This is a genomic window from Streptomyces sp. NPDC093598, from assembly GCF_044764825.1.
Classification (GTDB): domain Bacteria; phylum Actinomycetota; class Actinomycetes; order Streptomycetales; family Streptomycetaceae; genus Streptomyces.
Genome location: NZ_JBIWIV010000001.1, coordinates 1,256,839 through 1,269,820 on the forward strand (window position 1 = coordinate 1,256,839; position 12,982 = coordinate 1,269,820).

Sequence of the window (12,982 nt, forward strand, 5' to 3'; positions counted from 1 at the left end):
AGTTGTGCGGTGTCCCGTATATGCCCTTCACAAGGGCACAAACACCTCTACGCGCGAGTAGATTTGCGCGGCACACAAGGGAGTTGCGATGCGTGAACGTCAGGGAATGACGATGACGGGCCGCTGGGCCCGCTTGGCGAGCCGCCCGGCGACCGATCCGAAGATGCGCCCCACGATGCCGTGGGTGGACCCGACGACGATCGCGTCGGCCTCGTACTCCCGGCCGACCTCTTCGAGTTCGTGGCAGATGTCACCGCCGCGCTCGACCAGGATCCAGGGCACCTCGGCGAGGTAGTCCGCACAGGCCAGCTCGAGACCGAGCACCTCGGTGCGGTGGTCCGGCACGTCCACGAACACGGGCGGCTCGCAGCCGGCCCACACCGTGGTCGGCAGCCGGTTGGCGACGTGCACGATGATCAGGCCCGACCCGGAGCGATGGGCCATGCCGATCGCGTAGGCCAGGGCACGCTCACTGGACGTGGAGCCGTCGAAGCCGACGACGACCCCGTGCTTGAAGGCGGGGTCGCAGGAATGGCGTGACTCTTCCGCCGCCAGGGGCTCGGCCGCCGTGGGATCGGCGACGGGCCGCTTGCGGTCCGCGGGTTCGAAGAATTCGTGACCGGCCATGGCTGTCTCGGCGTCGTGATCCTTATACGGGAGGGACAACAGTGTGCGGCGGAGCTGTGTCCGGGAATGGTCTTCCCAACCCCATACCCCCAAGGGTACGGCGGCACGCCTCCTTAGCCCAGATCCCGCTCACGGTGCGTGCGGGTTCCAGGGAGCATGCACGAGGCACCGCCCGTAACGCAATGGTTGCTGCGCTGTACAGGCGGTTTGCACGGGATTCACTTACCCGTGGGGCGATCGGGGCAGCCAGTGACCGACGCCCCCGCCACGCGTTGATCCCCGTGAGTCACGCCACAGGGAGCACGCATGTCCGCACCACGCCCCGCCGCCGAGGCGGACCGCGCGACCCCGCCGCCGCGGGACACCGCGGCGGATGTGGTTCGCTGGGCCGCCTTCAGCTGCCTGCTCGTCCCGGTGGTGCTGCTCGGCTACGGCGCCTCTCTGGCCGGTGCCGCCGGCACGGCTCTCGGGCTCGCGGCCGTCACGGGCGCCTGCCGGGTGCTGCTGCGCCAGTCCGAGCGCGGCGCCGCCCGGCTCGCGGCCGAGGACCGGGCACCCCACCGGGGCCGGCACCACCGCACCGGAACGGGGTCACACCGTGGCGGACGGCACACCGGAGGAGATACACCGGTCGGCTGACCGGTTTCCGTGCACGCGCACGCTGCTTTTCAGCCAACTTCTCGTTCCTGTGCATCACCCGGTCCCACCACCCCCCAACCCCGGTTCGACCTGCACGGAAAGGACCTCGGGGGGTCTGCGCACCCTACGTGGATTGGCCACCGCGACAAGGCGCACTTCCCTGCACGCCCCACGAGTGCAACGCTTCGTGATCGAATGCTTCACGCCAAGTTGCCAAGTCGACAATGCACCGAGTGCCGAACCGGGCACTTCGGCGCGACGGGACACAGTAGATTCGATCTTGACTGTCTACGGCGGGGGACTCGTGCAGGACCGAGGGGAAACGTGCAGGAGCGACACAACCGAGGAGCCGCGACCACCGAGGGGGGCTTAGCAGTATGAGCCACGACTCCACTGCCGCGCCGGAAGCCGCGGCCCGGAAGCTTTCCGGGCGACGCCGCAAGGAGATCGTCGCGGTGCTGCTGTTCAGCGGCGGCCCCATCTTCGAGAGTTCCATACCGCTGTCGGTGTTCGGGGTTGACCGCCAGGACGCCGGCGTACCGCGCTACCGACTGCTGGTGTGCGGGGGCGAGGACGGTCCGCTACGGACCACCGGGGGACTCGAACTCACCGCACCACATGGCCTGGAAGCGATCTCGCGCGCGGGCACGGTCGTCGTACCGGCCTGGCGTTCGATCACTTCTCCGCCACCGGAGGAGGCGCTCGACGCGCTGCGCCGCGCCCACGAGGAGGGCGCCCGCATCGTCGGGCTGTGCACCGGCGCCTTCGTCCTCGCGGCGGCGGGCCTGCTGGACGGCCGCCCCGCGACGACACACTGGATGTACGCACCGACGCTGGCCAAGCGCTATCCGTCGGTGCATGTGGACCCGCGTGAGCTGTTCGTCGACGACGGCGACGTGCTGACATCGGCGGGCACCGCAGCGGGCATCGACCTGTGCCTGCACATCGTGCGCACGGACCACGGCAACGAGGCGGCCGGGGCCCTGGCCAGGCGGCTCGTCGTGCCGCCGCGCCGCAGCGGCGGGCAGGAGCGCTACCTCGACAGGTCTTTACCGGAGGAGATCGGCGCCGACCCGCTCGCCGAGGTCGTCGCCTGGGCGCTGGAGCACCTCCACGAACAGTTCGACGTGGAGACCCTGGCGGCACGCGCGTACATGAGCCGGCGTACGTTCGACCGCCGCTTCCGCTCGCTGACCGGGAGCGCTCCGTTGCAGTGGCTGATCACGCAGCGGGTGCTCCAGGCGCAGCGCCTGCTGGAGACGTCGGACTACTCGGTGGACGAGGTGGCGGGGCGCTGCGGCTTCCGGTCACCGGTCGCCCTGCGCGGGCACTTCCGCCGCCAGCTGGGCTCGTCCCCGGCCGCGTACCGGGCGGCGTACCGCGCCCGGCGCCCGCAGGGTGAGCGGCCCCAGGACACCGAGAGCGCACCGGCCGGTCCCGGGTCCGGCATGCCGGGCCACGCGGGGCATCATCCCGGCCAGCCCGGTCAGGCACCGGCCGCGCTGCACCCGGAGCACCCGGTCCCGCTGCAGTCCCGCCGTACGGCGGCGGCGAGCGCGGTCGGCCAGTCCCCGGCCCTGTCGGCGAGCCTGCCCGGGCAGCGCAGCGCGCCGTGATCCGGTAGCGGGGCCCGCGAGGAGCACGCCTCCTCGCGGGCCCCGCGGCTTTCCCGGCACGGGCGGCTCAGCCGGTGGCGGCGGGCCGTAAGGTTAGACACATGAACGATCGCATGGTGTGGATCGACTGCGAGATGACCGGCCTCTCGCTGTCGGACGACGCGCTCATCGAGGTGGCCGCCCTCGTGACCGACTCCGAGCTGAACGTGCTCGGTGAGGGCGTGGACATCGTCATCCGGCCGCCGGAGCAGGCGCTGGAGACGATGCCGGATGTGGTGCGTCAGATGCACACCGCCTCCGGGCTGCTCACCGAGCTGGCCGGGGGCACGACGCTCAAGGACGCCGAGGAACAGGTCCTGACGTACGTGAGGGAGTTCGTCAAGGAGCCGGGCAAGGCCCCGCTGTGCGGGAACTCCGTCGGCACGGACCGCGGCTTCCTGCTGCGTGACATGCCGACGCTGGAGAACTACCTCCACTACCGGATCGTCGACGTGTCGTCGATCAAGGAGCTGGCCCGTCGCTGGTACCCGCGGGCGTACTTCAACAGCCCGCAGAAGAGCGGCAACCACCGTGCGCTCGCCGACATCCGCGAGTCGATCGCGGAGCTGCGGTACTACCGCGAGGCCGTGTTCGTCCCGCAGCCCGGGCCCGACTCCGACACCGCGAGGACGATCGCCGCGAAGCACGTCCTGCCTGCTCAGTAGGCGGGACGGGGGCCCGTCGGGGGGCGCCGCGAAAGTCGGGCGCGAGCACCCCTTCGGACCCTGTACACTTTTTCTCGGCCGGTCGGGGACAACACTGATCTCCTAGCCGGTCATGGTGGGTGTAGCTCAGCTGGTAGAGCACCTGGTTGTGGTCCAGGATGCCGCGGGTTCGAGTCCCGTCACTCACCCTGAGTATTCAGCCGGTGGCCTCGGAAGAGGCCACCGGCTGAAGCGTTTCCAGCGCGCCGATCGAGATGACGTTCGCGGGCCGGGGCTACCGTCGGCGGCATGGACGGTGGACGCCGGGGATGGCGCGCGTGTGTGCTCAGCGGAGCGGTCTTCGCCGTCTGCATGGCCGGCACCACACTGCCGACTCCCCTCTATCCCCTCTACCAGGGCAAGTTCGGCTTCTCCGAGCTGACGGTCACCGTGGTGTACGCCGTGTACGCCTTCGCCGTCATCGGTGTGCTGCTGCTGGTCGGCAACGCCTCGGACGCCGTGGGCAGGCGCCCGGTGCTGCTGTGCGGGCTGGGCTTCGCGGCGGTGAGCGCCGTCTGTTTCCTGTGCGCCACCGGACTCGGCTGGCTGTACGCCGGGCGGTTGCTGTCGGGGCTGTCCGCCGGGCTGTTCACCGGGGCCGCCACGGCGTACGTGATGGAGCTGGCGCCGCAGGGCGGTGCCTCACGTGCCACGTTCGTGGCGACGGCCGCCAACATGGGCGGACTGGGCTGCGGTCCGCTGCTCTCCGGGCTTCTCGCGGAGTACGCCCCCTGGCCGCTGTACCTGCCGTTCGTCACCCACCTCGCCCTGGTGGCCGCCTCGGCCGCCGTCCTGCTGCGGCTCGCGGAGACGGTACGGGAGCGGCAGCCGCTGCGCACCGTGCGCCCGCAGCGGCCCGCACTGCCCCCGCAGGTGCGTGCGGTGTTCGGCCCCGCCGCCACCGCCTCCTTCGTCGGGTTCGCCCTGTTCGGGGTGTTCACCTCGGTCAGCCCGGCCTTCCTCGCCGAGTCCCTGGACGTGGACGACCACGCCGTGAGCGGGCTGATCGTCGCACTGGCCTTCTTCTCCTCGACGGCCGGGCAGCTGGCGGTCGGCCGGGTCGGCGTACGACGCTCCCTCCCACTGGGCTGCGCCGGGCTCCTCGCCGGGCTCGCGCTGCTCGCCGGCGCGTTGTTCTGGGACCAGATGCCCCTGCTGGTCGCCAGCGCCCTCGTCGGCGGAATCGGCCAGGGCCTGGCGTTCCGCGGTGCCCTGTCCGACGTGGCCGAGGCCTCTCCCGAGCGCCGGCGCGCGGCAGTGATCTCGACCCTGTTCGTGGTGGCCTACGCGGGCATCTCCCTGCCGGTCATCGGCGTCGGCCTCCTGACCGGCCCGATCGGCCTCGAGGGCGCGGGGCTGGTGTTCATCGCGTGCATGGCGATGCTGGTCGTGACGGCGGCGGTGTACCTGCTACGACGACTGGCAGCGGCTCGGGCGTGAACGAGGGCTCCTCACCCGCGACCCGCACGGCTGGCTCAGCGAGGCGGAGCTTCATACGGCGCTCCGGACGTGGCGGTTCGTGCCCGACGGTGTGGAAGCCCTACGGCGCCACCCCGGCCTCAGCCCACCGACCGCCGCCACGCCGTGGCCAACTCCCCCACCCCCGTGCACCGTTCACCCGGCTCGGCCAAGGTCGCCGGCCGGACCCCGTACGACACACAGCCCGAGTCCTGGGCGCGGAAGGCGCGGTGACCTCCAGGAGCGGATGGTGCGTCACGACGACGACCGGGACACCAACTCCGTGGCCAGGACCATCTGCCGGCGCTCCAGGCCCCGGGACGCGAGCGGGCGGCGGTCGGCGACCTCCGTGAGCAGGAGGTCCGTCATCCGGCGGCCCATCTCCTCGATCGGCTGGCGGACACTGGTCAGCGGCGGCTCCATGTGGCGGGCGATGGCGGAGTCGTCGTAGCCGACGAGCGCCACGTCGTCCGGGATGCGGCGGCCCGCGTCGCGCAGCGCCCGGCGGGCGCCGGCCGCGGTGACGTCGGAGGCGGCGAAGACCGCGTCCACGTCGGGGTGGCGCTCCAGCAGGGCCGCCATGGCCCGGTGGCCGCCCTCCTCCGTGAAGTCACCCGATTCGATCATTCCCTCGTCCACCGCGTGGCCCGCGTCGCTCAGGGCGTCGCGGTAGCCGTCGACACGGCGCTGGGCGCCGTAGACGTCGAGGCGGCCGGTGATGTGGGCGATGCGGCTCCGGCCCCGGGACAGCAGATGCTCGACGGCCTGGCGGGCGCCGCCGTAGTTGTCCGAGTCGACCGACGGCAGGGTTTCGGCCGACGAGCGCGGGCCGCTGATCACCGCCGGAATCTCCAGCTGCGCCAGCAGGTCGGGCAGCGGATCGTCCGCGTGCACCGAGACCAGCAGGACGCCGTCGACCCGGTGCGCCGCCAGGTACTGCGCGAGGCGGCGGCGTTCGGGGTCGCTGCCCGCGAAGATCAGCAGCAGCTGCATCTCCGTGTCGGACAGCCTGGCCCCGACGCCCTTCAGCATGTCCGAGAAGTAGGGCTCCGCGAAGAACCGGGTCTCCGGCTCGGGGACGACCAGCGCGATCGCGTCCGTACGGTTGGCGGCGAGGGCCCGGGCCGCGGTGTTGGGCACGTAGCCGAGCTCCGCGACCGCCGCCTCGACGGCCGCGCGGGTCGCGTCGCTGACCCGGGGCGAGCCGTTGATCACCCGCGAGACGGTGCCGCGGCCGACACCGGCGCGCGCCGCCACCTCTTCGAGGGTGGGCCGGCCCCCGCTCCGGCTCCGCGCTCCGTGGCCTGCCATGGGCTCCGCCTTCCGTCGTGTGTCACGCTGGCTGGAATCTAACAGCCCCGTCAGAGCCGGTGCCCGCCTCCGGGAGCCCGGGCTTGTGGGACCTCCGCTTCGGCCCGGACGCATCCTCCGTGAGCGGCCCGGAGGCTGGAACGAGTCAGTTCCGCATGCGCGCGCCCGCTCGCACGAGTCCAGTTAACAGCCCGATAACTGAACGCATTTCGCGGCGCTCGGTCCCTTGACACCCTCGCCCCGACCGGCAACCCTTCAACACATCACTGGTGGGAGCGCTCCCACGGTACCTGACACATACACATCCCGCACGTTCCCCGCCCGAGCCGCAGCGAGTAAAAAGGGCCCAACCATGCAGTTGGCCCGGGGGGTCGGCACGTCAGGGCAACAGGAGGACCTCAGATGCGAGCACGTAGGGCGGTAGTGCTGGCGGCGGTGGCGTCGCTGGGCGCCGGACTGCTGGCCGGGTGTGCCGACGACGGCGGCAACGGCTCGGGATCGTCGGGCGGCGGTGACGGCAAGACCGTCATCAAGCTGGGCCTCTTCGGCACCTTCGGCTTCAAGGAGGCCGGTCTCTACGCCGAGTACGAGAAGCTCCACCCGAACATCAAGATCCAGGAGAACGTCACCGAGCGGAACGAGAACTACTACCCCGCGCTGGTCAACCACCTCACGACCAACAGCGGTCTGATGGACATCCAGGGCGTCGAGGTCGGCAACATCGCCGAGGTGGTCGCGACCCAGGCGGGCAAGCTCGAGGACCTCTCGAAGGCCCCCGGCGTGAAGAAGGACGACTACCTCGACTGGAAGTGGCAGCAGGCCACCACCAAGGACGGCCAGACGATCGGTCTGGGCACCGACGTCGGCCCGATGGCGATCTGCTATCGCAAGGACCTCTTCGAGAAGGCCGGTCTGCCCACCGACCGCGAGGAGCTGGCCAAGCGCTGGTCGGGCGACTGGCAGAAGCTGATCGACCTCGGCCAGGAGTACAAGAAGAAGGCGCCCAAGGGCACCACGTTCATGGACTCCCCCGGCGGCCTGATGAGCGCCATCATCTCCAGCGAGAAGGTCCGCTACTACGACGAGTCCGGCAAGGTCATCTACAAGGACAACCCGGTCGTCAAGGACTCCTTCATGATGACCGCCAAGGCGGCCGAGGACGGTCTGGTGGGTGCGCAGACCCAATTCCAGCCGGCCTGGGACACCACCATCGCCAACGGCAAGTTCGCGGCGATGTCCTGCCCGCCGTGGATGCTCGGCTACATAGAGAGCAAGTCCAAGCCCGAGGCCCAGGGCAAGTGGGACGTGGCGCCCGCGCCCAAGTCCGGCAACTGGGGCGGTTCCTTCCTCAGCGTGCCGAAGAGCGGCAAGCACGTGAAGGAGGCCACCGAGCTGGCCGCCTGGCTGACCGCTCCGGAGCAGCAGGCGAAGCTGTTCGAGAAGCGCGGCAGCTTCCCCAGCACGCCGTCGGCGTACGACACCCCGGCCGTGCAGAACGCGAAGAACAAGATGACCGGTGACGCCCCGATCGGCAAGATCTTCGCCGAGGCGGCCAAGACCAGCCCGGTCCAGGTCATCGGCCCGAAGGACCAGATCATCGGGTCGGCCCTGAACGACAACGGTCTCGTGCTGGTCACCAAGGGCAAGTCGCCCGAGGAGGCCTGGAACACGGCCGTGAAGACCATCGACAACAACCTGGACAAGTGACCCGTATGGCCACCCGCCCCGACACCGCCGCGCTCCCCTCCAAGGAGGGGGGCGCGGCCCCGGCCGGTCCGGATTCGGGCAAGGCGTCCGCTCCGGCGGATGAGCGCCGCCGGGCCCGGCTGTCCCGCCGCTGGCAGCGGGACGTGCGCTGGAGCCCGTACGCCTTCGTCTCGCCCTTCTTCCTGCTGTTCGTCGCGTTCGGCCTGTTCCCGCTGATCTACACGGGCTGGGCCTCGCTGCACCAGGTGGAACTCACGGCGCCCACCGACATGAACTGGGTGGGGCTGCGCAACTACACGCGGATCTTCGACGACGACTTCTTCTGGAACGCGGCGAAGAACACCCTGACCATCGGCATCATCTCCACCATTCCGCAGCTGCTGATGGCCATGGGCATCGCCCACATCCTGAACTACAAGCTGCGCGGCTCGACCTTCTACCGGGTCGTCATGCTCGCCCCGTACGCGACCTCGATCGCCGCCGCCTCGCTGGTGTTCGTGCTGCTCTTCGGCCGCGACTACGGCATGATCAACTGGGTTCTGAACATGGTCGGCATCGACCACATCGACTGGCAGAACGACAGGTGGCCGTCCCAGATCGCCGTCTCGACGATCATCATCTGGCGCTGGACCGGCTACAACGCGCTGATCTACCTGGCGGCGATGCAGGCCATCCCGAACGACCTGTACGAGTCGGCGGCGCTGGACGGGGCCAATCGCTGGCAGCAGTTCTTCCACGTGACGCTGCCGTCGCTGCGGCCGACGATCCTGTTCACGGTCGTCGTGTCGACCATCGGTGCCAGCCAGGTCTTCGGTGAGCCGCTGCTGTTCGACGCGAACAAGGGCGCCTCGGGCGGTGCGGAGCACCAGTTCCAGACGCTCGGCCTGTACCTGTACGAGCAGGGCTGGGTGAACCAGCACCTCGGCCGGGCCTCGGCGATCGCGTGGACGATGTTCCTCATCCTGATCGTCGTCGGCATCGTCAACTACGTCATCTCGCGCCGGCTGCGCGCCAGTAGCTAAGGAGTGTGGCCGTGACGACGACTGTGACGCCCCCCGAGACGAAGACCCCCGCCCAGGAGCAGAAGCGCTCGCGCCTGCCCAAGTCCGCCCGGGCGGGCGGGACCCTGCACGCCGGCCCGGTCGCCTACGCGATCCTGGCCCTGTTCACCATCGTCTCGCTGTTCCCGCTGGTGTGGACGGCGATCGCCGCCTCCCGTGACAACCAGCGGCTGGCCGAGACGCCGCCGCCGTTCTGGTTCGGCGCCAACCTGTTCAACAACCTGGAGATCGCCTGGCGGGACGCCAACCTGGGTGAGGCGTTCCTCAACACCACGATCGTGGCGGGTGTTTCGGCGGCGACCATCGTGTTCCTGTCGACGATCGCCGGGTTCGCCTTCGCCAAGCTGCGGTTCAAGGGCCGCAACGCGATGATGCTGATCGTGATCGGCACGATGATGGTGCCGCCGCAGCTGAGCGTGATCCCGCTGTACATGATGGTCGCCGAGCTGGACTGGACCGACCAGTTGCAGGCGGTGATCTTCCCGTCGCTGGTGAGCGCGTTCGGTGTGTTCTTCATGCGGCAGTACCTGATCCAGGCGCTGCCCGACGAGATCATAGAAGCGGCCCGGGTGGACGGCGCGAGCAGCTGGCGCGTGGTGTGGCACGTGGTGTTCCCCACCGCCCGGCCCGCGATGGCCGTGCTCGGCATGCTGATGTTCGTGCAGGCCTGGAACGACTTCCTGTGGCCGTTCCTGGTGCTCACCCAGACCGGCAACCCGACCGTGCAGGTCGCGATCGCGGGCCTGGGCCGCGGATACACGCCCGACCAGTCCCTGATCATGGCGGGAGCGCTGCTGGGCACGCTGCCGCTGCTGCTGGTCTTCGCGATCTTCGGCAAGCAGATCGTGGGCGGCATCATGCAGGGCGCCGTCAAGGGCTGATGCTTCGCGGGGGCCGGGTCAGCGCCGCTCCGGCCCCTGTTCTTCCTCCCCCTCCCCCTTCACTCTCCGGTCTCCACGACCCCCTTTGGGAGCGCTTCCATGCCTGACTCCGAGAACCCGGCCACTGCGGTGACCTTCCCTCCTGCCTTCCTCTGGGGCGCGGCGACGTCCGCGTACCAGATCGAGGGCGCGGTGCGGGAGGACGGCCGTACGCCGTCGATCTGGGACACCTTCAGCCATACGCCCGGCAAGACGGCCGGCGGCGAGCACGGTGACATCGCTGTCGACCACTACCACCGCTACCGCGACGACGTGGCGTTGATGGCGGAGCTGGGCCTGGGGGCCTATCGCTTCTCCGTCTCGTGGTCGCGGGTGCAGCCGACCGGCCGGGGCCCGGCCGTGCAGAAGGGCCTGGACTTCTACCGCCGGCTGGTGGACGAGCTGCTGGCCAGGGGCATCAAGCCGGCCGTCACCCTCTACCACTGGGACCTGCCGCAGGAGCTGGAGGACGCGGGCGGCTGGCCGGAGCGGGACACGGCGCACCGGTTCGCCGAGTACGCGCAGATCGTCGGTGAGGCGCTCGGCGACCGCGTCGAGCACTGGATGACGCTCAACGAGCCCTGGTGCGCCGCGTTCCTGGGGTACGCCTCGGGTGTGCACGCCCCGGGCCGTACCGATCCGCTCGCCTCGCTGCGTGCCGCGCACCACCTGAACCTGGCGCACGGGCTGGGCGCTTCGGCGCTGCGGTCGGTGATGCCGGCCCGCAACCAGGTGGCGATCGCCCTCAACTCGGCGGTGGTACGACCGCTTTCGCAGGACCCGGCCGACCTGGCCGCGGCCCGCAAGATCGACGACCTGGCCAACGGCGTCTTCCACGGTCCGATCCTGCACGGCGCCTACCCGGAGTCGCTGTACGTGGCGACGGCCGGTGTCACGGACTGGGACTACGTCCTGGACGGCGATCTGGCGCTCATCAACCAGCCGCTGGACGCGCTGGGCCTCAACTACTACACGCCGTCGCTGGTGTCGGCGGCGGACCCGGCCGCCAAGGGGCCCCGGGCGGACGGGCACGGGGCGAGCGTGCATTCGCCGTGGCCGGGCGTGAACGACGTCGCCTTCCACCAGACGCCCGGCGACCGTACGGAGATGGGCTGGACGATCGACCCGACCGGTCTGCACGAGCTGATCATGCGTTACACCCGGGAGGCGCCGGGTCTGCCGCTCTACATCACGGAGAACGGCGCGGCCTACGACGACAAGATCGACTCGGACGGCCGGGTGCACGACCCGGAGCGTGTCGCCTATCTGCACGGCCACCTGTCGGCGGTGCGACGGGCGATCGCCGACGGCGCGGACGTCCGCGGCTACTACCTGTGGTCCCTGCTGGACAACTTCGAGTGGTCGTACGGCTACGGCAAGCGTTTCGGCGCGGTCTACGTGGACTACGCGACGCTGGAACGCACGCCGAAGACGAGCGCCCGGTGGTACGGCCGGGCGGCGCGCACGGGGTCACTGCCCGAGGTGGAGGCGGTCTGACCGACGGGGCACGGGGGGCGGGGCGCGGCACGATTAGGGGAGTGCCGCGCCCCGCTCCGTCTCAGCGGGGGGTGCTCGACAGGAGCCGGCGGGTCGTCTCCACGCCCCACTGGTCCAGGGACAGCAGCCGGTCGCTGGAGGCCATCAGGCCCCCGGTGGACTCCACATGCGCGGCCCACTGCTCACGCGTCTCGACCGCCGGGCGGGCCATCAGGCAGTCCGGGTCGTTGATCCAGAGACGGTTGTGCTGCCACTGGCGGGCCGCTCCCGTGAACTCGGCCGGGTCCTGGCCGGGTTGGCTGTGGTCGCCGGCCTCGGGGCGGCGGTGGGGGGCCGTGTCGGGGCTGACGCGCATCGCGTCGAACAGACCGAGGGAGGGGAGGACCGGCGCGCCGCAGCCCAGGAGGTACGCGTCCGCCCCGATGGCCGCGCGGATCAGGCCGATGCCGGTGCGGTAGGCCGTCAGGGCGTCGACGTCGGCGTGGCGTACGCCGTCCAGGGCGCCCGCGTAGAGGAAGTCGGTCTTGAAGTAGTCGTAGCCCTCCGCGCGCAGGGTCGTGAAGACCTCGGTCAGGTAAGCCGCCGCGTCCGGGTGGGTGGTGTCCAGGACGCGCAGGTCGTGGCCCCAGTTGCGCCCGGCGTGCGCGAAGCCGCCGGCGGTGTCGCGGACCAGCCAGTCGGGGTGCCCGGCGGCCAGGTCGCTCGCCGGGTCGACGAGGAACGGGGCCGTCCAGATGCCGGCGCGGCGCCCGCGGGAGTGGATCTTCTCGGCGATTGCGGCGCGGGAGCGGAAGCGGCCGGAGAGGATGAGCCAGTCACCGAGGGCCCGCTGGTAGCCGTCGTCGATCTGGACGACGTCGACGGGCAGGTCGAGGGTGTCCATCGCACGGAGGTTCTCGTGGATGTCGTCCTCGGTGACGGCCGTGAAGTACTCGTACCAGGAACACCAGACGGTCGGTGCCGGGCGAGGGGCGTCGAGACCGAGGCCGACGGCCCAGTCACCCAGGACCGACTGGATGTCCGGGCCGGTCCACTCCTTCACCGGGCCGTCGGCGCTGATCTCGGCGACCCGCCCGTCCCCGATGGCCAGCCGGATCGACGGCACCTCACGCGTCGGTTCGGCCGCCGCCCAGAGCCGGACCGGTGAGCCGTCGCCGGGGTCGAGCGGGAGCAGGCCCTCGCCCTGGAAGGCGGCGGCGGGGACGGTGACCCCAGGGCGGTAACAGACCGTGGCCCAGTTGGCGTTGGTCGGCCGGTGGGGCGTCGCGTCCAGGGCGTAGGCGCCGCTGGGGCTCCAGGACTGCCACCCCTCCTCGTGGACACGCGCCCTGCGCGGGTCGACCGGCACGGAGGCGACGGGGGTGAAGGGGTGGTGCACGGAGGTTCTCTTTCGGGGAGCGGGC

General features: G+C 70.6%; 11 protein-coding genes and 1 tRNA gene. 9 read left to right on the forward strand and 3 right to left on the reverse strand.

Going from position 1 to position 12,982, the window contains the following annotated elements:
- Positions 1–99: 99 nt before the first annotated feature.
- Entirely contained in the window at positions 100–627 is a 528-nt protein-coding gene (locus ACIRDU_RS05780; RefSeq protein ID WP_402360878.1) for a universal stress protein, read from the reverse strand.
- A 306-nt stretch (positions 628–933) separates the two neighbouring features.
- On the opposite strand from ACIRDU_RS05780, the gene ACIRDU_RS05785 reads away from it, so the two are divergent.
- From ACIRDU_RS05785 to ACIRDU_RS05805, 5 genes are all read left to right on the forward strand, one after another.
- Positions 934–1,266 (forward strand): hypothetical protein, encoded by a 333-nt coding sequence (locus ACIRDU_RS05785; protein WP_403574907.1) that lies wholly within the window; start codon positions 934–936, stop codon positions 1,264–1,266.
- Between the two features lie 377 nt (positions 1,267–1,643).
- Entirely contained in the window at positions 1,644–2,882 is a 1,239-nt protein-coding gene (locus ACIRDU_RS05790) for a helix-turn-helix domain-containing protein (RefSeq protein ID WP_403574910.1), read from the forward strand.
- Positions 2,883–2,983: 101 nt separating this feature from the next.
- A complete protein-coding gene (gene orn, locus ACIRDU_RS05795; RefSeq protein WP_403574913.1) occupies positions 2,984–3,586 on the forward strand; it encodes an oligoribonuclease in 603 nt (200 codons plus the stop codon).
- Between the two features lie 115 nt (positions 3,587–3,701).
- Positions 3,702–3,774 (forward strand) — tRNA-His (locus tag ACIRDU_RS05800).
- 100 nt (positions 3,775–3,874) lie between these two features.
- On the forward strand, positions 3,875–5,065 hold the full coding sequence (locus tag ACIRDU_RS05805) for an MFS transporter (protein WP_403574916.1): 1,191 nt from the start codon (positions 3,875–3,877) through the stop codon (positions 5,063–5,065).
- A 273-nt stretch (positions 5,066–5,338) separates the two neighbouring features.
- Here the strand turns inward: ACIRDU_RS05805 and ACIRDU_RS05810 are convergent, their stop codons facing one another.
- A complete protein-coding gene (locus tag ACIRDU_RS05810) occupies positions 5,339–6,394 on the reverse strand; it encodes a LacI family DNA-binding transcriptional regulator (protein WP_403574919.1) in 1,056 nt (351 codons plus the stop codon).
- Positions 6,395–6,796: 402 nt separating this feature from the next.
- Here ACIRDU_RS05810 and ACIRDU_RS05815 point away from each other — a divergent pair, with 402 nt between their 5' ends.
- From ACIRDU_RS05815 to ACIRDU_RS05830, 4 genes are all read left to right on the forward strand, one after another.
- A complete protein-coding gene (locus tag ACIRDU_RS05815) occupies positions 6,797–8,101 on the forward strand; it encodes an extracellular solute-binding protein (RefSeq protein WP_403574922.1) in 1,305 nt (434 codons plus the stop codon).
- Positions 8,102–8,106: 5 nt separating this feature from the next.
- Complete coding sequence (locus ACIRDU_RS05820; RefSeq protein WP_403575175.1) at positions 8,107–9,123, forward strand: carbohydrate ABC transporter permease; 1,017 nt, start codon at positions 8,107–8,109, stop codon at positions 9,121–9,123.
- A gap of 11 nt (positions 9,124–9,134) precedes the next feature.
- On the forward strand, positions 9,135–10,043 hold the full coding sequence (locus ACIRDU_RS05825; RefSeq protein ID WP_403574925.1) for a carbohydrate ABC transporter permease: 909 nt from the start codon (positions 9,135–9,137) through the stop codon (positions 10,041–10,043).
- Positions 10,044–10,142: 99 nt separating this feature from the next.
- On the forward strand, positions 10,143–11,579 hold the full coding sequence (locus tag ACIRDU_RS05830; protein WP_403574928.1) for a GH1 family beta-glucosidase: 1,437 nt from the start codon (positions 10,143–10,145) through the stop codon (positions 11,577–11,579).
- A gap of 61 nt (positions 11,580–11,640) precedes the next feature.
- Here the strand turns inward: ACIRDU_RS05830 and ACIRDU_RS05835 are convergent, their stop codons facing one another.
- Positions 11,641–12,957 carry a glycoside hydrolase family 36 protein gene (locus ACIRDU_RS05835; RefSeq protein ID WP_403574931.1) on the reverse strand — a complete coding sequence of 439 codons (1,317 nt, stop codon included), beginning with the start codon at positions 12,955–12,957 and terminating at the stop codon, positions 11,641–11,643.
- Between the last annotated feature and the right edge of the window lie 25 nt (positions 12,958–12,982).